The following is a 22,851-nucleotide window of genomic DNA, read 5'->3' as shown; positions in this document are numbered from 1 at the left end:
TAGACTTAGAATAGTCGAGTTTTGTTTACTTGAAATTAACGTCGTATATTGATTTTGTTAACGTTATCTTATTATATTGATAGATACATAGATACCATCTATAATAAGGCCAAAAGGAGGCATCACGATGAACATACAACAGCTAAAGGTCTTTGTAGCCGCCGTGAACTATAAAAATCTGACCGAGGTGGCCAACCAATTGGGCCTGAAGCAGCCCACCGTCAGCTTTCATATCAAGAAGCTGGAGCAGGACACCGGGGTAGAGCTGTTCATCAAATACCACCGGCAATTTCGCCTTACGAATGCCGGAGAAGCGCTTCTGCCCTATGCCGAGCGGATTGTGACTCTGTTCGAACGCGCCGGTCAAACGCTGGCCGACTACCGGTCACACCGCAAAGGCCATATCCGCATCGGCTCCAGCTACACGCCGGCCACTTACCTGCTTCCGCCGTTATTGTCCAGCTTCAGCCAGAACTATCCCGATGTCTCGCTGCAGCTGACCGTCAAAAAAGCCGATCTCATTGTGGATCTGGTGAAGAACTTCGAGCTGGATCTGGGTATTGTTTCTCATACTCCGATGGAGGACGATCAGATCGAGCTGCGGCCGTTGATGGCCGATATGCTCAAGCTGATTCTTCACCCTCAGCATCCCTTGGCAGCCAAGGAAGAGATAACGATTCATGATTTGCACGGGCTTCCCTTCCTGGTTCATGAACCGGGCTCCACCTCGCGCAGGCTTGCAGATGAATGGGCAGCCGAGAATGGGATGAAGCTTGCCGTCAGCATGGAGCTTGGCGCGATTGAGCCTATCAAGGAAGGCGTGCGCTGCGGGATTGGAATCGGCATTCTGCCGCAAAGAAGTGTGCTTAAAGAGGTCGAACGGGGAGAACTGGTGATGAAGGGTCTGCCGAATTATATCAATCACCGGTTTATTTGTCTTGCTGTCCGCAAGGAAATGGAGCTTCCCGCTGTCGTCAGCAGACTTGTCGATCACTTTTCTGATATAATGTAATAAATACCAATTGGATAGGCAGGTGCTGATTTTAGCATGGCTAAAATATTCGCGGTATGTATGAACAAAGGCGGTGTGGGCAAAACAAGTCTTGTGACTCATTTGGCCGCAGCGGCTTCCTCCCTGTTCCCGGACAAAAAGACGCTGATTATAGATACCGATGCCCAGGGCAATGCAGCCGTTGTTTTTGGCAGCGATCCCGATAAGTCCGAACTTACCATGTATGATGTATTCACTGGCGCCAAATCAATCAAGGATATCCTTATATCCATTAAACCCAATCTTGATTTGGCTCCGGCATCCGACAAGTTCAACATGCTGGAATTTCATATTTTATCCCAACTGGAATCGTACCCCTCTCCTTTTCTGCTGCTAAAAAAAGAGGTCGATCAGATCAAGTCGGATTATGATTACATATTTATTGATTGCCCGCCTTCACTTGGCTTGATAGCCGGCAATGCATTGAAAGCCGCTACTGATGTGCTGATCCCTTTTGTTCCGGAAGCCTTCTCCGTCAAGGGGCTTCAGCGCGTAATCCAGACTATCGAAGCATTCGGCTCCAAGGAGGAACCTTCGCCGCGGATTACCGGCATCATTGCGATGATGGTCGACGGGCGGTCCAAATTGCATCAGGAATTGGTGGGCCATGCCCGTGAGTTCTGCAGCAAGAAGGATATCCGGCTGTTCGAAACCATGATTCCGCGGTCGATCAGCTTTGCCAACGCCGCAGCCTATGAGGGCTCGCCGCTTGTATGGACTGACCGCTCCAATCCCGCTGCGGAAGCCTATTATACTTTGGCCAAGGAGGTGTTCGAATATGCCGCCAAGAAAAAAAGAACTGCTCGTAAACTTTGAAGAACCTACTGACAAGCCGTCCTCCGCTGCACCGGAATCCATGGTAGAAAAAGCCGAAAAAACGCTGCGCACCAGAAAGAAGCCGGCTGCAGCCAAGCAAGCCCGGAAATCGCCAGCCGATCCTCCCGGTCAGGAAGCTCCGCCAACTCCAGCTGTTAAAGTGGAGGAACTGGTGCCGCAGGTCAAGCTGGATAAGAAGCTGCGCAAGGAAACCCACTCCAAAGCCGAATTTTATATCCGCAAGGATCTGCTGGAACGGGTCAAAACGATATCGCAAGATAAAGGCAAAGGCTTCAAAACCAACCTTATCAATTATGCGCTGGAGCAGGCATTGGATGGGCTTGACAGATCAGGCCATTCTCCTTCGGCGGATTAGACGTGCATCATCCATTATAGATGTGTTTATGACAAAACAGGCCGCCAGCGGGTATTCCGCCAGCTGCCTGTTTTGTTGTGGTTTGCCCTTGTACCCTTGGCCGTGTTCCCCGATTACAGCGATTATTTCATCAGACCTTCAGCCAAAGAGACAAATCTTATTGAATTTCAATGCGTTTCTTAACGGATTGCGCTTTTTCCTTCTTGGGTATTTCCAGCTTCAGAATACCGTTCTCGAAGCGCGCCGATATTTGGTCATCCTTAATATTTTCTACATAGAACCGGCGGACAAATTCGCCATAATAACGTTCACGCCGGATAACCTGATGATCTTCCCCATCCACATTCTGTTCCTGGTTGCGCGAAGCCTTAATCGTCAAATAATGATTGCTGTAGCTGATATCGATATCAGCTTTACTGAATCCGGGAAGCTCGGACTCAATCAGAAAAGCATCCTCGCGTTCGTGAATATCCGTGCGGAATGGATGGGTATTGCTTCTCATCGGCGCAAAGAAATCTTCATTGAAGATATCATGGAATGATTTCATCAAGCTGCGGCTGACATCTTCATTTCTTTTCCGAAACGGAACTAAATCCAACATGTACATCTCCTCCAATTTCTTATAATGTGATGCTTACACTTTTTATTATAAGGTTGCTGTCTGCTTTCCTCAAACCCGATAAAACAACAATAAAAATCATTTTCCGTGAATTTAAGGAAATCCGGCAGTCCCCTCGTTATTTTTCTCAGTCTTTCTTTGACTTTCTCTGACTTTGACTATTTTTGACCTTACACTGCAGCTGGCGTGCTGCCCAGAATAGCCATGAGGACGTTACATTCCACATGTTGTTCAGATTTTGTACAGTTCCTATCTGGTATAATGGCCTTACAGGAGGGCCTGCCAACATGAAGAAACTGCTTTCTTTTTTGCTGATCATCACTGGATTTGTGCTGATTGCGCTGCCTTTTGCAAAAGAATGGCATTATGATCAGAAGCAGCGGCGTCTGCTTGATCGCATGGATCATAATACCTTCGCCTCCGCGGCTGAGAAATCCGATCGCCTGCTTGCAGAGAGTTACCAGCGACTATCCGACCTGTTTTCTAATGAAGCAGACGCTGCCTTACCTGAGGCTGTCAGCGACGATCAGAGCAAGGAAGATACTCAAGGAATCGCTGTTATTGAAATCGGCAGCCTCGATGTGAAGCTTCCTGTTCTGGAAGGCGCCACAACGCAAAACATGAAGTACGCCGCTGTCCATCTGACAGAAACAGCCGCACTTGGAGATATTGGCAATGCTGCCCTGGCTGCACACCGGGCTCATACGAAAGGCCGATTGTTCAATAGGCTGGGTGAAGTGAAGATGGGCGACAAAATTACGATACGGGTCAAAGACAAGGTTATGGAATATACCGTATTCAAAATATCGGTCGTCAAGCCAACTGACCTGTCCGTATTGAATGGCAATGACACCGACAGGGTGCTCACGCTTATCACATGCGATCCGCTGATTAATCCGACCCATCGTCTGATTGTCCAGGCGAAAATGTAATCTATTATCACTTAAAAATAGTTGTATATTCTATCAAATATTGGTATAGTAAATGTCAAGATAAGTCACGATAACGGCAAACCTGTCGAAAGGCAGCGACGCAAAGCTAGAGGGCCTTCCCATTATTGGATGGCAGCCAGCTACCGAAAGTTTGTCTTTTTTTGTTTTCTAAAAACAATAAACACTCAACGATAAATGGCAAACTTGTCGAAAGACAGGGACGCAAAGCTAAAGGGCCTTCCCGCTTGGATGGCAGCCAGCTACCGAAAGGAGTCTTATTTCATGAAATCTTTTTTTCTTGTTCTCGCGACCGTAATCATTTTGTCCCTTCCCCTCTCCACGACTGTAGCTGCATCCGGTACGGACTCCCCGACTTGGCTCGATACGAAGCAATTGGACAATGGAGTTATCGGAGCTGCATTTAAACCTGCCGCAAAAACACCTATTGTGCTGTTAATAACCAAAAACGGAGTCACTTATACATACAAATTGCCTGCCACAGGTACGATGGAATACTTCCCCCTGCAGCTTGGTGATGGTGCTTATACTATCTCTCTTATGCAAAATGTTACCGGCACCAAATACAAAAAAATCGGTACGGAATCAGTTAACCTGAACTTGAGCGATGACAGCAGTGTATTTCTCGGTTCCGTGCAAAATATCAATTGGAAAAGCTCTCCGACTGCTGTCGCCAAAGCCAAGGAATTGACGAAAAACAAAACGAAAGTTGAAGACAAAGTCAAAGCGATTCACGATTATATCGTTAAAACCATCAAATATGATTCCAAATTGAGCACATCTGTAACAACGGACTATATTCCCGATGCGAACAGAACGTTGAAATCAGGCAAAGGCATCTGTTATGATTACTCCTCCCTGTTTGCAGTCATGGCTCGCAGCGCCGGCATCCCTACAAAGCTGGTTATGGGAACAACCGATTATGTGAAAGGCTACCATGCCTGGAACCAGGTAATGATTAACGGGAAATGGAGCAATATTGATACAACGGTTGATTCCGGTTTGGGCAAAACCAGCACAAGCAGCAGTTCAATGTTCAAAGAAGCCGGCAAATACGCAGCAGCTAAATTCTATTAAGCATTAATCTGATCGCTTGATAGCATCTGTCATTAAGCAAAAGCAGCTTAAGACAGCAAATAGCGCAAAAAAGAGACTATTACAGGATCCCCCCTCCTGTAAAGTCTCTTTTTTGCATTTTAACGGGCAGTTCGGTATTAAGTGGTCTGGATATGCAATCCTTTATTTCATGACAAATGCCTCACCTATTGTGCATCTCACCATTATCATATGAGGAGCCGCGCCTCCTCATATGATAATGCGGAGGAACAGCTCCTGATGGATTTTTACTAAAAATGATCTTATTTCTGGAGATGCTTCCGGCGCAATCTCAGCAAAACAATTCCGAGAATGACCAGGCACAGTCCTGCAAGTTGAAGCGGCAAAGAACTGCTTTCCCCTGTTTTGGGGAGCGTCTTGCCAGGTGTGCTGCTGCCTGGATCGTCATTACCGGGTTCTATACCGCCCAAAGGAATCTCATCCACATTTACATCGAACAGGACTTCTTCTTCGTTGCCGTCCTTGTCAATTACGATGATAGAGAAATGATCCTCGCCCGTATAGCCCGGTTCAGGTGTATACATCCATTTACCATCCGGATCAACCGTCAATGTACCATGTTCCGGTTGGGTACCGATTGCAACATTGCCGCCTTCTGGTACTTTAACCGTCCCTTTAATCGGTTTGTCCTGTACGGTTGTTTCCTGCTGCGGTACTTGTGTATCGCTGCCAGGTTCTGCGCCTGGATCAGTCGGCTCACCTGGATTCGATGGTGTACCCGGGTTACCCGGATTGACTGGCGAACCTGGTTCGCCCGGTGCTCCCGGATCAACCGGCGGCATTCCCGGATTTGCCGGATTTGCCGGATTTGCCGGATCCTCCGGATCGTCAGGTGTTGTCGGATCCTCCGGATCAAGTGGAGGGAAGTACGGATAATAAGGATACATTAATCCCAAATCGATCGTGAGATCTTCCCATCCCCGCGGGGCGTCTTCACCAATCGTGATGACTGCTGTAGTACCGTCAGTCAGCTTATTGGAGTCTTTATCAGCCGCTATTCCCACTGCTTCCGGAGTTGTCAATTCATAGCCCTCAGGAGCTTCGAATTGAACAAAATATTGGCCTCCGACCAGATTGTCAAACCGATAATAACCCGGTTTCCCTGCAGCATCATCTGCAGTCAAAGTCTCTGCAAGCAATTGCATGTCTTTGTTATAAAGCTTGACCTTCACGTTGTTAATACCGTCGTCATCAGCTTCATCCTGCATGCCATTCCCGCTGCTGTCCAGCCATACGTAGTTGCCAATGACGCCTTTGGCAACAAGACCCAAGTCAATGCCGAGATCCTCCCAGCCGGGAGTTTCGCCGATTTGAATTTTAGCTGTAAAACCATTCTCATCGGTTGCATTGGAATCCTCTTTGACGTCGGCTCCTTGTTCCTGAACGGTCCTCATATAGTCGGCAGGCACAATGAACTTGACTAAATAGTCGCCTGGCAGCAATCCGTCGAACAAATAATAACCCGCTCTGCCTGTCGGATCCGCTGCAGTTGTTGTAGCGGCGACAGGGGTTCCTGACACATCATCTTTGAACAACTGGACTTCGAGTCCGTTGATTCCCTGAAGCTCATTCTCGTCTTGTATACCGTTCCGGTTTCGGTCCAGCCATACATAGTTTCCGATCACGCCCCGTGGAACCAATCCCAGATCGATCGTCGGATCCACCCAATTGGAAGGTCCGATTACAATCTCATCGGTAAAGCCGTTGCCGTCCGTGCTGTTGGAATCCGCCTCGGGCGATCCAACCACCGGTTTGGTTGTTTCATACTGTCCACTGTAGAAGAATTTAACGTAGTACCTGCCTTCTTTCAGGCTGCTGAACAGGTAGTAGCCTGGCTGGCCGCCATTATCCTTCGTCACCGCTGTGGCGATTTCCGTTCCATTCCGGTCATCGTACAACTTCACGGTTACTCCGTTGACGCCGGATTCATCATCGTTTTGTATGCCGTCCTGATTCTTGTCCAGCCATACATAATCGCCGATAGCGCCTTTCATTGCGATCAGGCCCAGATCAATACTGTGATCCACCCAACCCGGAATTTCGCCAATTTCAATAACAGATGTAATTCCGTTTTTGTCCGTTGCGTTAGAATCCAGATCCGGATCCGCTCCTTGTCCCGCAGCGGTCTTCACATAATCTGTTGGAACAATGAACTGCACAAAATAATTGCCTTGCAGCAGATTATCGAACAGATAATAGCCCGGCTTACCTGTGGAATCGTCAGCCGTGGTTGTTGCGGCAACAGGAGCTCCAGCGGGAGAGTCCTTATAAAGCCGAACTTCGATTCCGTTGATTCCTTGAAGCTCGTCTTCATTTTGTATGCCGTCGCGGTTGCGGTCATCCCATACATAATTTCCGATTTCACCTCGCGGCACCAATCCCAAATCGATGGTCGGATCATCCCACTTAGAAGGTCCGATTACGATTTCATCCGTAAATCCGCTCACATCCGTGCTGTTCGAGTCTTCAGCAGGCACTGCCGCTTCAGGAGAAGTCATTCCATACTGTCCTTCGTAAATGAACTGGACATAGTAGGTATCCTCCGGGAGTCCGGTGAACAGATAGTAGCCGTCTTTGCCGGCATTCTCATGGGTCACCGCCTCGGCAATTGCCGGTCCGGCAATATCTTTGTACAGCTTCACGATAACGCCGTTAAGTCCGGACTCGCTGTCGTTCTGAGCGCCGTCTTCATTATCGTCCAGCCACACATAGTCTCCGATCGTGCCTCTCGGGTCCGTAGTAACAGGTACATCAAGCGTTACTTCAACCATTGGTGTCTCATCAGGCTTCGCAGAAGCTGTATTCGTTACCTTGGGCTGCCCCATATCGGAGTTTGTAACTGTATAGGTATACTTGATTTGCTTGGACTCGCCTGGCTGCAGCACCGGAATGGCCGGAATACCGGATACCAGGGAATCACTGATCACCACATTGTGCAGAACAGAACTGCCCGTATTCACGATCGTAACCGTGTATTCAATTTGCGTTCCCTCTTCGGTTACGGACAGCACATTGGCAGTTTTGTTGATTTTGAGTCCCGCCGTCGGAATCTTCGCATCATCCGTGATCGGGTCAGGAGATTCGTTATAATGCACGGTTGCCGTATTATCCAAATCGGTGCCGTCGATATCGTCGGCCGTGATGGTATACGCACCTTCCAGCGACAACGATTTGCCAACTGCCAAATCCTTAATGACAACATAAGGCTCCGAGCCCGTACCCGGGTTGTCGATGCGGGTAATAATATCCGGGCGGCTGTGAGTATTTCCATTGATTGCAATTGGATCGCCATCATACGTAAGCTTATCGAATTGGAATCCGGACTGTCCTCTGTCCAATGCATCCGAAACCTTGATATTATGCATGGTGACGGACGAAGTATTCGTCAAATCGATTTTGTAATGAACCTTGTTGCCTTTCACTACATAATCCTGCGAAGCGACGCCTGCTGTCCCCGGTTCCACGTTTGTGATGGTTTTATCCATGTCAGCCGAAGGATAATCGTTATTATCAGGAGGACTGGTTTCAATCAGACCCAGATCGATCGTACGATTCTTTTCGGCCGTGCCAAGCGTGATTTCATCGGTTTTGTACGTTTTGTAGCCGCTGGCACCGATTACGGGTGCAACAAAATTGGAATCCTCAGCGATTGCATGATTCGGATCGGTTCCCTTCTTGTTGGCATCAGTAGTTGTGTATTTGTCGGGAACGACGAATTCGACGTTGTAGTCGCCAGCTTCAAGTCCCTGGAACAAGTAGTAACCCGGTCTGCCATTAAAATCATATCCGGTCTTGCTCGACTTGAATGGAGTCGTTTCCCCTGCTTTGTACAGGTTAACCGTGACGCCGTTAATTCCCGCGCCTTGTCCACTGTCCCCTGAGAACTCCTCGTTCTGCGTCCCGTCGCGGTCACTGTCGAACCAGACAAAATCGCCAAGCTCGCCAAGCGGAACATGCTCGTTGTCCGGATGTACAAGGAATCCGACCTTGTTCGGAGCGGTCGGAAGCATTTTGCTGCCTTCACCGCTGCCGCTGCTTCCATTCTCAGTCGCCTGAATGGCGAATGAGTTCCAGGCGACGGAGTCCGTTGGAGCACCTACCGGGGCATCCATTTTCCAATCCAGCACGATGTAATCTCCTGGAGCCAGTCCCGCCAGATTATCACTTCCGCTTATACCGGACAATTCAAAATACAGTGACCGGATATCCGTCAAATCATCTCTGTTGAAAGACGCCTGAGCCGTCCAGCCGGTCTTTCCGCCGGTCACGTTATCGAAGTTGACCACGTTATCCTGGTTGGTCGATTTGCTGTAATAGGTGTTCAGCGTATAATCGACTTCCTTCGGAGCTCCGGCATTCTGAGGTGTCCAGGTGAATGTCTTCGCTCCGGATTCCAGCACTTCCGCCAGATTCGGCTGCCACTCGGAATGTCGTTCTTCAGCCGGTCCGGAACTCACGTTCACGGCCGTATCCCCGACAAATGGAAGGATATCAATGACATCGATTTTACCCAGTCGGGTGTTTCCGCTGTTGAAGATGACCAGCTTGTAGTCCGCCGTTCCACCCTCGTAGGTGACGCTGTAATACGGGAACTCCGTATACTGCGGCGTATCGGCAAAATCGAAAGGCATATCCGGGATTGCAGGGTGGCCCTCATACTCCGGATTTTCTGCCGCTCTGAAAATTGGCGCCAGATCACCTCTGTTCCATTTGGTCGATTCGACCTGGGAAGACTTCTTCACTTCAACCGGTATGGATGCATGAACAAAATATTCATCAACTCCCGGTGTCGGATCAATCGTATCCTTGATGGAACTGTTGCGCGATTGCCATGCACCTGGACTATCAGGCACATCCTGCGACTGATCTCCCGTATACCAGAAAGGTGTCCCCGGTACAGCAGTTGTAAGGTAGAGATCGTTGGTATACGTATGAGTGCCGTCAGTCATCGGCGTTCCAGCCTCGACCTGGCCCTTGTAATCGATCCGGAAGCTTTGTCCGGGTTCAAGGGATACCGGAGTAGCCCAAGACCATACGACAAGCGATCTTCCATCTTTGAAGTTGTCTATAATGTGAACGCTCGGCTCTGTCAGAGCTGGATTATCACCAAGAGGGACAATATCAAAGGATTGCTGCAGCGCTTCATTCTCGTCAGCAATCAGAGGATTGGTGTAGTAACCAAAGCTGACAGGCAGCAAATCATATACGGCTGAGGTTACATAGTTTCCTGTAGCGCGTTTATCATTTTCCACCGTCAGTTTGAAAGGCACTGTGCTCATGGGACGATAATTGCCGGTCGTTACTTCTTTTGTGGCATTTATCCAAGGCTTCTCGTTGTTGATCTGGAAGTCAGCAGCAGCGTTTTTGGACTTGTCATCCAGTTGATTCGGAATAACAGCGTTTAACTCCTTATAGTCCAGCAGGACCGAATTAAGCACTGTATCTCCGTGTACAACAGGATCAGCTGTGATTCCGTTGACACCTGTTCCGTTCGTCACACTTCTTACAATACCCTTAATGGTAATATCAGAAAGTGAGCCATTCACGGGCAGTTTATCATTGTAGCTCCATTCGAGCTGTTTCAGATAGGCATCCGAATCCAGAATGATATCCTTGTTGGCGTCAAGTCCATCGGTGCTGCCGCCAATTCGGATAAGATTACCCGGTTGGCTTACTATATGCCAGACATTGTCATTCGTCAAATAACGGAATTGGTCCCACTGAAAATTCGCTGTCGAAATGGAGGTGTAGTCCATTTCTGGCGGCAGCGTATCAACGAGCACCAGATCGGATAACGGCGAATTCACGCCTGTACCCGAATTATTGATTCCGCCAATCGTAAATGACTGCTCCTGACCGGGAAAACGGTATTGAAACTCCCGGTTCTTGAACAATCCCGGCGTTCCGGATTTCGGAGGTCCGAACTCCGTTGTTACTTCCGCATTATCACTTGTTACAGTTCCAGTCCCCGTCAGCGAATAAGTCGCAAAGGTGACCGTGTTCTTCTGATTCTGCGGATTGTTGGAAGCATAACCGTAATTATCCGGATACGCGACGGTTACTTCTGCCTCAAATTTCCCGCCGGAAGGCACCACAATATTACTCCACGTGATGGTCCCCGAGCTATAATTACCGGAGGGATTCGAGCTTACATAAGTCGCCTCTGGCGGAAGTGTGTCTGTAAATGCCGGCACAGTCAAACTTCCGGTATCCGTGTTTCCGGCAGTTCCCTTGATGCCGACCTTATACTTCACCTGGCCGCCGACGATCTTGACACCATTGCCCAAGCCGGTATCCTGAGTCTTGTAGGTCGACCACTTATCATAGGTCACATCCGGAACCGTAGGCGGGTCCGGGTCGTCTCCCCCATCGGGATCGGGCCTGATCGCCACATCGACGGCTGCCGGAACCTCGGTTGTCCCCCCCGGATCCGTTACCTTGGCAATCGGCGTATTGGTCGTCGGTACGGAGGAATCGGAACCAGTAGGCTTTACTTTGACCGTAATTCTGAGGTTCCCTGAAGTTCCCGCTTTCAGCACCCCGTCAGGAGGAGGGCTGAACGTTACGGTTTGCCCCGCTTGCGAATCCCACATTTCAGAATTAACAATTTCAAACTTATCGGGGACCGTGTCCTCAATGACCAGGCTTTTCCCAACCTGAGTCGCATCGCTCACCTGATACTTGATCAAATAATCAAACGTTTCACCTACATCCACTTCTGAAACCGGCGTATCGAGTCCGGTCACAACCGCCTTGGCGGTAAAAGAGAATCCCGGGAGTGAAACGGGAGCGGCCGAAGACGTAATATGAAGCATAGGCTGCAAGAGCACCTGCAGCACCAAAGCCCAAATCAGCGTCAAAGCCAGCTTTCTCTTGCCGTCTTTTCTGAAATACGAACGCATAACTCTACCTCTCTCCACTTTGAACATTCTTACATTCCTTGCTCCTCAAAACGCGACGACATTTCAACTCTACAGCCATGGATCAATTCGCTTGCCAAGCACTCCTCCTCCCCCCTCACTCCTTTCTCTCCTAGTCTTGTCGGTGCGCTGTCGAAAATTGGAGAGTTACAGCTGACTATACCTATATGATCTGAACAAAAACTGAACAAAAATTTTGTGGAATAACTGAACATATTCCCGGTTTCATCTCCACCGGAAGAAGGGAAACGGGACATTTGACCTAATCCCTTTCCACACCCATTTCAAAAGTCCCTGATTCCCCATTCGGAACCGTTGTTTCACCAGACACCATTCCCCATAGATACAGTCCAAATGACCTATCCAACAATCCTGCTGACAACAAAAACAGGCCGCCCGGCAGATACCACCGCGCGACGGCTGAACATTCATAATTCACTTCAATGGAAACGCCCGCGTTCTCCAGAATTCACGCATCTTCACGGTTATGAAAATCACTCCGGCAGGCATACATATTATCCTTGGCTCTTTCATATCGGCCAAAGGGGAGGGGGATACCATGCTCCAAAATATCAAAGCCGGGATCAGTCTGCTCTCCAGCCGATTAATCAATCATCAATCGCCGGACGGAAGTTGGCGGTATGGCTTTATAGAGAGCGGGCAGACGCTTGATGCCGCAGCAATCATCCTGATGCGCATTGTAGAAGAGAAGCAGCCAGGCGATCCACTTGTTCAAGCCTTGGCTGAGCGCATCATCGCAAGCCAAGGCGATGACGGCGCCTGGCGCGTCTATCCCGATGAGCCTGCCGGCAATTTATCCGCTACAGCGGAAAACTACTGCGCCCTGCTCTACGCCGGCTTCGATGCCGAAGCCCCCTTCATGACGAGGGCTTATGAAACGATCCGCAAGTTGGGCGGTTTATCCGGCGTTGACAGCCTGATGACCAAGTTCCTGCTTGCCGTTATCGGGCAATATCCCTGGCCCAGGTGGTTCCCGCTCCCCCTTTCCATCATGCTTCTTCCCTCTTATTCCCCCGTTCATTTTCAACAATTTTCCGGTTATGCCCGCGTCCATATGGCTCCGATGCTGCTTCTCGGGTACCGCAAGCCGAACTTTGGCCTTGCCTCCATCCCCCGGTTGGAACTGCATAGATCCTCAACGAAGCCGGAAGATCCGTACGGGGAAAATGAGGAGGCCAGCTCCTTATGGATGCGGCATTTTGACCGCAGCAAGCTGTCCCTCCTGCAGGATTGGCTGCTGGCCTTGAAGAAGCTTCCGCTGACCAGCGGATTCAGCTCCTTCCTTTCACAGAAGAATGCCGCAGCCCGCGCGGAGCATTTCATGCTTGAGCGGATTGAATCGAACGGCCTGCTCTACAGCTATGCAACCTCGACAATCCTCATGATTTATGCCCTGCTTGCCACAGGGTATGAGCGCACTCACCCGGTTATCAGAATGGCGATGAAGGGACTTCAAAGCCAGATTTTCCAAAGAGACGGCCAATGGATGCTCCAAAATACCAATTCAGCCGTGTGGGATACAGCATTGATCAGCTACGCGCTTCAAGAGGCCGGAACGCCAGCCGACTCGCCCGCTGCCCGAAATGCCGGGGAATATCTGCTTTCCAGGCAGCATACGAAGCCTGGCGATTGGAAGTTTGGCGTCCAGCATCCATTGCCAGGCGGCTGGGGATTCTCGGATATCAATACGATCAATCCCGATATGGACGATACTGCAGCAGCGCTCAGGGCTATAACAGGCATGAAGGACCCCCGTTATGAAGCAGCAAGCTCCCGCGGACTGCAGTGGCTTATATCGATGCAAAATAATGATGGAGGTTTTGCCGCATTCGAGCGCAATATTGATAACCCGCTTCTGCTGTGGCTGCCAATTGAAGGAGGCAAGGATGCAGCCACTGATCCGTCCACGGCAGACTTGACGGGCCGAACGCTGCATTACCTGGGGCACACACTCGGACTTACTGCCAGATACCGTTTCGTCGAACATGCAACAGAATGGCTGTATCATAATCAGGAGAACGACGGGTCCTGGTATGGGCGCTGGGGGGTTTGTTATATTTACGGAACCTGGGCGGCACTAACCGGCCTGATGGCTGCCGGCGAACCGGCAGAGCAGCCCGCCATCCGCAAGGCTGTCAGGTGGCTGCAATCCATTCAGCATGGGGATGGCGGCTTCGGTGAGTCATGCCTCAGCAACCGGGTGAAGCGGTACATGCCGCTTGCAGCCTCCGTACTCTCCCAGACTGCATGGGCGCTGGATGCCTTGATTGCGGTCAGGGATGAGCCGGATGAGTCGATCCAGCGCGCCGCGGGTTTTATCCTGCAAAATCTGGACAGTAAAAGCATCGTCTCCAGTTACCCGACAGGTGCCGGACTTCCGGGCCATTTCTACAACCGATATGAGAGCTATTCGCTGGTTTGGCCGCTGCTTGCGCTTTCCCATTATGAGCAAAAGTATGGCGCATCTCCCAAATAAAGCAGTGCGCTTTTCGAAACTGATGATGGCATGCAAAAAAAAGCGCCCCTTAGGAGGGACGCTTGTCAATTAAAAGCCAGTGCGAATTGCAATTGAAATACGATATTGCGTAAGAAAGATTAACGGAGCTTCCAATACAAATCACTCATGCGCAGTTCGTTGCGGAGGGCACGCGTGCTGGTCGAATTATCGATGATGACATATTCGATGCCGGCCATCTCCGCCCAATCCACCAGCTGCTCCACTGTAACCTCATAGGAGAAAACGGTGTGGTGGGCGCCTCCAGCATGAATCCATGCTTCTGCCGACTCGCTAAGGGAGGGCTGCGGCTTCCATAATACGCGCGCCACTGGCAGCTTAGGCATGTCGTGATCGGGCTGGACCGCATCCACGACATTGATGATCAGGCGGAACCGGTTGCCGAGATCGATAATGGAGGCATTCAACGCCTGCCCGCTGCGGCCATCGAATACCATCCGGGCCGGATCGGCTTTGCCGCCAATACCGAGCGGATGTACTTCAAGGCGCGGCTTGCCTGTGGAAATGGTCGGGCAAACCTCAAGCATATGCGCACCCAGCACCATTTCATTCCCCGGTTCAAAATGATAGGTGTAATCCTCCATAAACGAGGTGCCTTTGTTGTCCGCAATCATCTTCATCATGCGGGTCAGGGCAGCCGTCTTCCAGTCGCCTTCTCCGCCAAATCCATAGCCCGCCTCCATCAGACGCTGTACCGCCAGACCCGGCAGCTGCTTGAGGCCGTGCAGATCCTCGAACGAGGTGGTGAAAGCCGTGAACCCTCCTTCCTCCAGGAAGGATTTCATCCCGAGCTCGATGCGTGCCTGCTCGCGTATGGCCTCCCATTTCTCGGGGGAATTTCTGGTTTCAGCTGCAATCACATACAGCGTTTCATATTCATCCGTCAGAGCGTTGACCTGTTCCTCGGAAATTTGCGCTATACGTGCGGCGAGATCGCCGACGCCATAGCCGTTGATGGACCAGCCGAATTTGATTTGAGCTTCCACCTTATCCCCTTCTGTAACCGCAACCTCCCTCATATTGTCCCCGAAGCGGGCCACCTTGAGGCCGCGTCCTTCTGTGAAAGCAACCGCGGTACGCATCCATCCGGCAATGCGCCCGCGGGCCTGCGGGTCTTCCCAGTGTCCGACAACGACTTTGCGGGCTATGCCCATGCGGGCACCGATGAAACCGTATTCGCGGTCACCGTGCGCGGATTGATTCGTATTCATAAAGTCCATATCAATGCTGTCCCATGGAATATCGCGGTTAAATTGCGTATGCAGATGCAGCAGCGGCTTGCGCAGCTCGGACAGGCCGGCGATCCACATTTTGGCCGGAGAGAAGGTATGCATCCAGGTGATGATGCCTGCACAGCTATCATCCACATTGGCTTGCGAACAAAGCTTGTAAATCTCATCCGGCGATTTCACCACCGGTTTGAAGATCACTTCAAAAGGGATAGAGCCGTCGCTGCCCAGCGCCTCTGCGATCGTACGGGAGTGATCTGCGACTTCAAGCAGCGTTTCCGGACCGTATAAATGCTGACTGCCTGTTACAAACCAAAACTGATAAGGTCTCGTTTTTAGCATGTTTTTTTTCCCTCCATACTGCAACCGTTAGATGAGTTATCCATCCCGGTTGTCAGTGAAAATATACTGCAACCGTTAGATGAGTTATCCATCTCGGTTGTCAGTGAAAATATACTGCAACCGTTAGATGAGTTATCCATCTCGGTTGTCAGTGAAAATATACTGCAACCGTTAGATGGGTTATCCATCTCGGTTGTCAGTGAATTATACTGCAGCCTTTAAACGGGGAATTGCCCATCCGGCTGCCGGTAAATCATTTGTCCGAGTTGTCAGTACATATTCTCTACTTGTACAGACAATTCAGTCCGTCAATCCTTCAATCACTCCATGAACTGCTAATTCCCAGTGAAAATGCCTGTTCCATTTCAACCAATTTCGCTCAACTTGTACGTACAACTATAACAATATGTATTGTACGCCCAAGCGTATTCTTTTTCAATACCTAATCTTGCCCCAATCCTGAACAAAAGGGCGGATGACAAATTTGAATCCATTCTAAATGGCCTAAAATCGATTAAATCATTGTTTTTCCCGTATTTCTTAGAGAAATTCACGGAATGCACTTGACATTGATACACTTTGTATCATAAATTACTAGTATATAGAATTAAAAGGTACCCGTTTGTACTAGGACTATTGTCCGGTGTGAACGTAAGGAGCTATTGCTATGACAATGGGAGATCGATTAAGGGAATTGCGATTGAGAAAGCGTCTGTCGCAGGAAGACGTCGCCAAGCAGATTGGAATCACCCGATCCGCGTACAGCCATTATGAGATCAACAACCGCCAACCTGTTTACGAAACATTGAAGAAGCTGGCCATTTTGTTTAACGTAACGCTTGATTATATTATCGGCGGCGAGAGTACCAAGCAGGAACACAATGTATCCCCGGATGCCTTCGAAATCATCCGCATTCTTAACGGCATGGACCATGACAAAAGAAAACAATCCATCGACCGGATGCTCGCTGTAATTAAGCAAGCCGAGTGACCTCTTTACAGCACGGCTTCATAAAATGAAAGCTGGAAGCGCTATCCAGATAGTTGTACCTATTCCAGGTTCGCTCTTGGCACCGATTTTGCCGCCATGCGCTTCAACAATCTCTTTGGCAATCGCAAGGCCCAGACCGCTTCCGCCATCAGCCGAGTTACGGGATATTTCTTTTTTATAGAAACGGTCGAATATATAGGGAAGATGTTCCGCTTCTATTCCGATCCCGGTGTCAGAGACGGTAATTAAAGCATCATGGGAATCACGTCTGTAAGAAAAAGAAAGCGTTATCTTGCCCCCTGTTTGGGTATGCTTGATGGCATTGTAGACCAGGTTTGCCATGACCTGGTCTATTTTTGGCAGATCGAGCTGAAGACTGATCTGCTGCGGATCCGGATAATCGCTGCCGTCCTTATCCCCTATGTATTCGCACTCAAAAGCGAGCCCTGCGCTGCGCACATCAATCTCGTACTGCTCGCAAAGCTGCTCCCGCCACTGCTCCAGGCTGACAGCCGCCTTGTCAAAACGCAGCTGCCCCGCTTCCAGCTTGGAGAGCTCAAAGAGATCATGGATCAGCCGTTCCAATCCGCCTACCTTGCCAAGCATCATGCGGACGTACCGCTGCCTCTGCTCCTCCGTGCTTACGACTCCGTCCTGAATAGCCTCAAGATACCCCTGCAGCAATGTAATGGGCGTTCGCAAATCATGTGAAATATTTGTCATTAAATGTCGTCTGGAGGTCTCCATCCGGCCAAGCTCCCGGTTCGCTTCCTCCAGCGTCTGGTTGGTCTGCTTCAGGGCGTCCGTTCTCTCCTCGATCCGTTCCTCCAGGTGCGCATTCAATTCCCGCAGCTCATTGGACACCAGTTCGACCCGGCGAAGGGCGCTGGAGAAGCGCGTGGAAATGATAAAGGACTGCATCAATATAAAGAAAAACAACCCGAGCGGCACAAGCTGTGCATATACAAGCCATTCATTATAGAAAAACACATCATTAAATACGGTAAGAACAAAAACGCCCATACCGGCAAGAACAAAGCTTGCCCCTTCCCTTCTGTTCATCCTTGCAACGACCAGAACGACCAGGCAATACAACCCCACAACAAGGGCAAACAGCTGATAAAACAGCAGGATTTTGGAATAAATAATCGCCGGAACGATAAGAACGAAGAAGGTGAGTACAAAGCCGATGCCCATAATCGCTTTAATGGCTTTCCTGGATGCATCCTGCGGGAAGAGCCTGTATACATACAAGTAACCGGAAATTGCGCATAACGGCAGTGATATGTAGCCCAGCTTCACCCCTGTTTCCCATGAGATCAGAAAAAACTGGAGCAAATATGAATCGCCGGTGACGCCCGCTCTCAAGGCTACGATCAAACACAGCAGGCCAAAATGAATCGTAAATTTCTCCTGCCTTCGGAATGCATACAACCCGATATGATAAATGCCAATAATCAGCAGGCTTCCGAAAATAACCATATCCTGCGCAGCCGACCATTTTTGCATACGGAGCATGGAGTCGCTGCCCCCTAATCGGAATTCGACCCATATCCCGCCTTTTCGATGCTGAAAATTAGACACCTGCGCCACAATATCGATCTGCCCCGTTTCCGCCTTGAACGCCACTACGCTGGGATACTGCTCCGCTTTCGATGATTGACGGCTTGTCCCCACCGTGCCTTCCGAAGCCAGAAGCTCGCCATTGATCCACAGCTTGTAGGCGCTGTAAATATTGGGCACCCGCAGAGCCAGCACCTGTTCCGTTGGATCGATCCGGACTGTCAGCCGGTAGGTGGCAAAACCCATCCCGTCCGCCAATCCGTAATCCCTGGGATAGCTGTTCCATGATTTCGGCACATCGACATAATGACCTCCCGGAACATTCGAAGCCAGTTGCTCCGGCGTCAGCAGCTGGCGCGGATAGAATGCCCATTCCCCGTTTAATGGCACGGCTCCCTCTTCCAGAAAAGAGCGGTTGCGAAGATCCAGAGTGCCATGCTCCGCTGCATGCTTGTGAGAGTCCCGGCTGTCTCCGCACCCTGCCAGAGCAAGGGGCAGTGTCAGCAATAAAATGAGTAAAATCAACAGACGGCGAATAAAAAACTCACTCCTTTTTTGAAAACGCTGATTGCCCATACCTCCCTCCATTAGATATAATGGTTCGAGATAGGGGAGGATGTAAGATGAACGGCAGTAAAATTTTGGTGGTCGATGATGAACCGGATATTACCGAGCTAATTGCCCTATATATGGAACGGGAGGGTTTTATTGTCCATTCCACGGATAATGGAGAAGAAGCCATCTCCCTCGCGGATGCATTGAAGCCGGATCTGATCATTTTGGATATATCGCTTAAGACGCTCGACGGCTTCGAAGTTTGTACAAGAATTCGCGCTTCATCCGAAGTGCCCATCTTGTTCATTAGCTGCAAAAGCGATGATATGGATATTATACACGGTCTGAATGTGGGCGGCGACGACTATATCACCAAGCCCTTCAGTCCCAGCCAGCTGGTAGCCAGAGTCAAGGCCCACCTGCGCAGACAGAACGTCTTCGAGCAGCAGCGCGCTGAGCGGGAATACGAGGAGGTTCTGAGCTACGACGGCTTAATCATCGATCTTCTGGCCAGGACTGTCCATGTTCAGGGGAAGGAAGTATTCCTCTCAGCCAAAGAATTCGAGCTGCTTGTCCGTCTGGCCAAGTCTCCCAACCGGGCGTTTGCCTTGAATGAGCTCTATATGATCGTTTGGGGTCATGACAGCATGGGGGATACGCGGACCCTTATGGTTCATATCAGCAATCTGCGCAAGAAAATCGAGCCCAATCCGGCAAATCCGCTTTATATTCTGACGGTACGCGGTGTGGGCTATAAATTCAATTTCAAGGAAGGAAGTTCTCATGTACAACGCTGATCAATGGAAGGATTATGAACTACTGGATACCGGAGGAGGTGAAAAGCTGGAGCGCTGGGGCTCCTTTGTGCTCAGGCGTCCGGATCCCCAGGTGATCTGGCCGATCACAAGCGAAGCCGGCTTGTGGACAAGCGCGGACGGCCACTATCACCGCAGCTCGTCCGGCGGCGGCGAGTGGGAATTCCGCACGAAGATGCCCGATCGCTGGTCGGTCTCATACGGCGAGCTGAAATTTCATATCAAGCCTACCAGCTTCAAGCACACGGGGTTGTTTCCCGAGCAGGCCGTCAACTGGAGCTGGATGATGGATAAAATCCGCAGGGCCAACCGTCCGATCCGGGTCTTGAACTTGTTCGCGTACACGGGCGGTGCAACTGTTGCAGCCGCAGCAGCCGGTGCAGAGGTCTGTCATGTCGATGCAGCCAAAGGCATGGTGCAGTGGGCCAAGGAGAATGCCCAGCTGTCCGGGCTTGAGAACCATCCCATCCGTTACATTACCGACGATGTGTTCAAATTCGTGCAGCGCGAACAGCGCCGCGGACGCGAATATGATGCCATTATTATGGATCCTCCTTCCTACGGCAGAGGACCAAATGGCGAAATGTGGAAATTGGAAGAGAATTTATATCCATTCCTGGAGTCCTGCAGAGCCATCCTGTCTCCGAACCCCCTCTTTGTCCTCGTGAATTCCTATACGACAGGCTTGTCCCCTTCTGTGCTGCATAACCTGCTGCATATGACAATCGGCCAGAAGTATGAGGGAACCATCCGCTGCGGAGAAATCGGACTTCCGATTACGGCGTCGGGCCTGACCCTGCCCTGCGGTATACTGGGCCGCTGGGAGAGTCAATGATGAGCAGCGGGTACCCCCTGCCCGGCCCGGGGAAGCTGACGGTTTTATATGAGGATAACCATCTGCTCGCCGTCGTCAAGCCGCCCGGCGTCCTCTCCCAGGAGGATGATACGGGCGAACCGGATATGGTGAATCTGCTGAAGCAGGATTTGAAGGAACGCTACTCTAAGCCCGGCAATGTTTTTGTCGGCCTCGTACACCGGCTCGATCGTCCCGTTGGCGGAGCCATGCTTTTTGCCAAAACTTCCAAAGCGGCCTCACGTCTGTCTGATTCGGTCCGCACCCGTTCTTTCGACAAGATCTATGTTGCCCTGGTCCAGGGAGCTCCTGAAGCATCCTCCGGCCGTCTGGTGCACTATCTGAGCAAGGACGCGAAGCGTAATATCGTTACCGTGTATGATCGGCCGGCAGCCGATGCCAAAGAAGCGGTGCTGGATTACGCCGTTGTCGCAAGCAGGGGCCGCTGCTCTCTGGTTGTTGTCCGCCTGCTGACAGGCAGATCCCATCAAATCCGCGCTCAAATGGCCGCAACCGGCTGCCCGCTGCTCTATGACCGGAAATATGGCGCGGCTGCTGTTGAAGGAGAACGGGATATCGCATTGTGGTCTGTATCAATCGGTGTGTCACATCCGGTAACCAAGGAATGGATGACCTTCCGCTCGCTTCCCCCCATGGAGGAGCCGTGGAACAGATTCGACGCGGAGGATTATTCCAGAGGGCTTGAGAAACTGCCGGCTCCAGGAGAACTTCGATGAGAATGCTGCGGCTTGTCATAACGGTAATCGCTCTTCTCCCGCTGCTGTCGGGCTGTATGGATACACCGAAGCTGAACGATAACCCGGGCATTGAGAAAAGCTCCGAAGCCGCAAACACGGATACGGATACGGGTACGGAGCAGCTCCAACCAAAACCGATTGAGTCCTCGCCTGCCGCGAAACCTCTTGACACCGAAGGGGAGCCCGCCAACGATATCTCGAATGAACCAGCTGTTGAAGAAACGGATCCCGCAGGTAACGATGAAGTTGTTCCAGATAGCGAAGCGGTATGGATGGCGGTCGGAGACATCATGATGCATATGCCCCAGCTGCCTTCTTCCTATGACGTGAAAACGAAAAAATACAATTTCAATCCCTTTTTCACTCAAGTGAAGCCGCTGCTGGAGCAGGGCGATTGGACGCTTGGCAATCTGGAGACGCCCATCGCCGGCAAGTCGCTTGGCTATTCCGGTTTTCCGCGTTTTAATTCCCCCGTGGAACTGGCCAGCGCTCTTAAATATGCCGGCTTCAATGTGATCACCAACGCGAATAATCACGCCATGGACCGCGGAGCGCAAGGCATTGACCTGACGTTAAAGCATCTGCTGGAACAGGGCTTCATTGTCAAAGGAACGGCCAGATCGCGGGCGGAGGCGGACCACCTCACCATTGTAGAGCACAAAGGAATACGCATGGGCCTGCTGGCGTATACGTACGGCACCAATGGTATTCCGCTGCCCAAGGATAAGCCTTACGCGGTTTCTCTGATCGACGAAGAGGCCATGGTCCGCGACATCGGTCGTCTCCAAGAGGCCGGTGCGGATTTTATCACCATTGCCCTCCATTTCGGCATTGAATACCAGACGGCGCCGAATGACGAGCAAAAGGCGCTGGCCCGCAAGCTTGTTGCTGCCGGTGCGGATATTATAGCAGGGTCTCATCCCCATGTGCTGCAGCCCTATGAGACCGTAGAAACGACGGAGCCCGATGGTTCTGTAAGACGCGGTCTGATCATATACTCGATGGGTAACTTTATTTCCAACCAACGCGGCGACACCAAGGATTACGGCGTGATTTACAAGGTTATGATTCATAAAAACAATACAACCCATCGTACGACAATCGGCGAAATTCAGACGATTCCGACATGGGTCTACCGCAGCGGAAACAAGGAAGCCTATAAATATGCGGTTGTGCCTCTTGAGCAGACGATTAAGAACCGCAGCCTCAAAGGACTTGCTTCTGCGGACTATTCGCATCTTAGCAGGCAGCTGGCGCTGGTGAACAAACGATTAAATTCCATGGCGGTCCATGAGGCCATTGCCAAATAATCAGGCGAAAGCAGCTTAAAGCTGCGCGGCCAGTCAGCAAAAAACGCACAT

Annotated in this window: 15 protein-coding genes and 2 riboswitches; of the genes, 11 read left to right on the top strand and 4 right to left on the bottom strand. The window is 50.6% G+C overall.

Translation table 11 applies throughout. The features are described from left to right. Positions 1–127: 127 nt before the first annotated feature. Genes AC0YOB_RS25885 through AC0YOB_RS25875 form a run of 3 tightly spaced genes read left to right on the top strand, consistent with a single transcriptional unit; the run spans position 128 to position 2,243 of the window. On the top strand, positions 128–1,012 hold the full coding sequence (locus tag AC0YOB_RS25885) for a LysR family transcriptional regulator (RefSeq protein WP_475795218.1): 885 nt from the start codon (positions 128–130) through the stop codon (positions 1,010–1,012). Positions 1,013–1,048: 36 nt separating this feature from the next. Continuing rightward, positions 1,049–1,867, top strand: coding sequence for a ParA family protein (locus AC0YOB_RS25880; RefSeq protein ID WP_475795217.1), 819 nt, complete (start codon positions 1,049–1,051; stop codon positions 1,865–1,867). Next, on the top strand, positions 1,830–2,243 hold the full coding sequence (locus AC0YOB_RS25875) for a hypothetical protein (protein ID WP_475795216.1): 414 nt from the start codon (positions 1,830–1,832) through the stop codon (positions 2,241–2,243). Before AC0YOB_RS25880 ends, AC0YOB_RS25875 begins: the two co-directional genes overlap by 38 nt. Positions 2,244–2,400: 157 nt before the next feature. Here the strand turns inward: AC0YOB_RS25875 and AC0YOB_RS25870 are convergent, their stop codons facing one another. Then, positions 2,401–2,844, bottom strand: coding sequence for an Hsp20/alpha crystallin family protein (locus tag AC0YOB_RS25870; RefSeq protein WP_475795215.1), 444 nt, complete (start codon positions 2,842–2,844; stop codon positions 2,401–2,403). A 305-nt stretch (positions 2,845–3,149) separates the two neighbouring features. Between AC0YOB_RS25870 and AC0YOB_RS25865 the strand changes: the two genes are divergently transcribed. Both AC0YOB_RS25865 and AC0YOB_RS25860 read left to right on the top strand, forming a co-directional pair. After that, positions 3,150–3,794 carry a class D sortase gene (locus AC0YOB_RS25865; RefSeq protein ID WP_475795214.1) on the top strand — a complete coding sequence of 215 codons (645 nt, stop codon included), beginning with the start codon at positions 3,150–3,152 and terminating at the stop codon, positions 3,792–3,794. 65 nt (positions 3,795–3,859) lie between these two features. After that, positions 3,860–3,942, top strand: a riboswitch (cyclic di-GMP riboswitch). Between the two features lie 39 nt (positions 3,943–3,981). Then, a riboswitch (cyclic di-GMP riboswitch) is annotated at positions 3,982–4,062 on the top strand. Between the two features lie 14 nt (positions 4,063–4,076). After that, a complete protein-coding gene (locus AC0YOB_RS25860) occupies positions 4,077–4,889 on the top strand; it encodes a transglutaminase-like domain-containing protein (protein ID WP_475795213.1) in 813 nt (270 codons plus the stop codon). 281 nt (positions 4,890–5,170) lie between these two features. Here AC0YOB_RS25860 and AC0YOB_RS25855 read toward each other — a convergent pair whose 3' ends face one another. Continuing rightward, entirely contained in the window at positions 5,171–11,830 is a 6,660-nt protein-coding gene (locus AC0YOB_RS25855) for an SdrD B-like domain-containing protein (RefSeq protein WP_475795212.1), read from the bottom strand. Positions 11,831–12,407: 577 nt separating this feature from the next. Between AC0YOB_RS25855 and AC0YOB_RS25850 the strand changes: the two genes are divergently transcribed. Then, entirely contained in the window at positions 12,408–14,345 is a 1,938-nt protein-coding gene (locus AC0YOB_RS25850; protein WP_475795211.1) for a terpene cyclase/mutase family protein, read from the top strand. A 119-nt stretch (positions 14,346–14,464) separates the two neighbouring features. Here the strand turns inward: AC0YOB_RS25850 and araA are convergent, their stop codons facing one another. After that, a complete protein-coding gene (gene araA, locus AC0YOB_RS25845) occupies positions 14,465–15,955 on the bottom strand; it encodes an L-arabinose isomerase (protein WP_475795210.1) in 1,491 nt (496 codons plus the stop codon). A 667-nt stretch (positions 15,956–16,622) separates the two neighbouring features. Here araA and AC0YOB_RS25840 point away from each other — a divergent pair. Beyond that, complete coding sequence (locus AC0YOB_RS25840; protein ID WP_210040409.1) at positions 16,623–16,946, top strand: helix-turn-helix domain-containing protein; 324 nt, start codon at positions 16,623–16,625, stop codon at positions 16,944–16,946. Between the two features lie 18 nt (positions 16,947–16,964). On the opposite strand, the gene AC0YOB_RS25835 is transcribed toward AC0YOB_RS25840, so the two are convergent. Then, a complete protein-coding gene (locus tag AC0YOB_RS25835) occupies positions 16,965–19,085 on the bottom strand; it encodes an ATP-binding protein (protein WP_475795209.1) in 2,121 nt (706 codons plus the stop codon). Between the two features lie 47 nt (positions 19,086–19,132). Between AC0YOB_RS25835 and AC0YOB_RS25830 the strand changes: the two genes are divergently transcribed. Genes AC0YOB_RS25830 through AC0YOB_RS25815 form a run of 4 tightly spaced genes read left to right on the top strand, consistent with a single transcriptional unit; the run spans position 19,133 to position 22,800 of the window. After that, positions 19,133–19,861, top strand: coding sequence for a response regulator (locus tag AC0YOB_RS25830; RefSeq protein WP_475795208.1), 729 nt, complete (start codon positions 19,133–19,135; stop codon positions 19,859–19,861). Further along, positions 19,848–20,714, top strand: a complete 867-nt coding sequence (locus tag AC0YOB_RS25825; protein WP_210040403.1) for a class I SAM-dependent methyltransferase — start codon at positions 19,848–19,850, stop codon at positions 20,712–20,714. The genes AC0YOB_RS25830 and AC0YOB_RS25825 overlap by 14 nt, the downstream gene beginning before the upstream one ends. Next, complete coding sequence (locus AC0YOB_RS25820) at positions 20,714–21,469, top strand: RluA family pseudouridine synthase (RefSeq protein WP_475795207.1); 756 nt, start codon at positions 20,714–20,716, stop codon at positions 21,467–21,469. Before AC0YOB_RS25825 ends, AC0YOB_RS25820 begins: the two co-directional genes overlap by 1 nt. Next, positions 21,466–22,800 carry a CapA family protein gene (locus tag AC0YOB_RS25815; RefSeq protein ID WP_475795206.1) on the top strand — a complete coding sequence of 445 codons (1,335 nt, stop codon included), beginning with the start codon at positions 21,466–21,468 and terminating at the stop codon, positions 22,798–22,800. Before AC0YOB_RS25820 ends, AC0YOB_RS25815 begins: the two co-directional genes overlap by 4 nt. Positions 22,801–22,851 lie beyond the last annotated feature (51 nt).

This window comes from Paenibacillus sp. JT31N17 (assembly GCF_056269255.1).
Note: the sequence above shows the minus strand (reverse complement) of the source record. Positions and strands in the feature narration are given on the sequence as shown.

Bases quoted from the DNA above. Each gene is read 5' to 3' on its own strand.
- AC0YOB_RS25835 (WP_475795209.1), bottom strand. From the start codon at position 19,085: ATGGGCAATCAGCGTTTTCAAAAAAGGAGTGAGTTTTTTATTCGCCGT.
- AC0YOB_RS25820 (WP_475795207.1), top strand. From the start codon at position 20,714: ATGAGCAGCGGGTACCCCCTGCCCGGCCCGGGGAAGCTGACGGTTTTA.
- AC0YOB_RS25825 (WP_210040403.1), top strand. From the start codon at position 19,848: ATGTACAACGCTGATCAATGGAAGGATTATGAACTACTGGATACCGGA.
- AC0YOB_RS25885 (WP_475795218.1), top strand. From the start codon at position 128: ATGAACATACAACAGCTAAAGGTCTTTGTAGCCGCCGTGAACTATAAA.
- AC0YOB_RS25840 (WP_210040409.1), top strand. From the start codon at position 16,623: ATGACAATGGGAGATCGATTAAGGGAATTGCGATTGAGAAAGCGTCTG.
- AC0YOB_RS25870 (WP_475795215.1), bottom strand. From the start codon at position 2,844: ATGTTGGATTTAGTTCCGTTTCGGAAAAGAAATGAAGATGTCAGCCGC.
- AC0YOB_RS25860 (WP_475795213.1), top strand. From the start codon at position 4,077: ATGAAATCTTTTTTTCTTGTTCTCGCGACCGTAATCATTTTGTCCCTT.
- AC0YOB_RS25815 (WP_475795206.1), top strand. From the start codon at position 21,466: ATGAGAATGCTGCGGCTTGTCATAACGGTAATCGCTCTTCTCCCGCTG.
- AC0YOB_RS25865 (WP_475795214.1), top strand. From the start codon at position 3,150: ATGAAGAAACTGCTTTCTTTTTTGCTGATCATCACTGGATTTGTGCTG.
- araA (WP_475795210.1), bottom strand. From the start codon at position 15,955: ATGCTAAAAACGAGACCTTATCAGTTTTGGTTTGTAACAGGCAGTCAG.
- AC0YOB_RS25875 (WP_475795216.1), top strand. From the start codon at position 1,830: ATGCCGCCAAGAAAAAAAGAACTGCTCGTAAACTTTGAAGAACCTACT.
- AC0YOB_RS25855 (WP_475795212.1), bottom strand. From the start codon at position 11,830: ATGCGTTCGTATTTCAGAAAAGACGGCAAGAGAAAGCTGGCTTTGACG.
- AC0YOB_RS25830 (WP_475795208.1), top strand. From the start codon at position 19,133: ATGAACGGCAGTAAAATTTTGGTGGTCGATGATGAACCGGATATTACC.
- AC0YOB_RS25880 (WP_475795217.1), top strand. From the start codon at position 1,049: ATGGCTAAAATATTCGCGGTATGTATGAACAAAGGCGGTGTGGGCAAA.
- AC0YOB_RS25850 (WP_475795211.1), top strand. From the start codon at position 12,408: ATGCTCCAAAATATCAAAGCCGGGATCAGTCTGCTCTCCAGCCGATTA.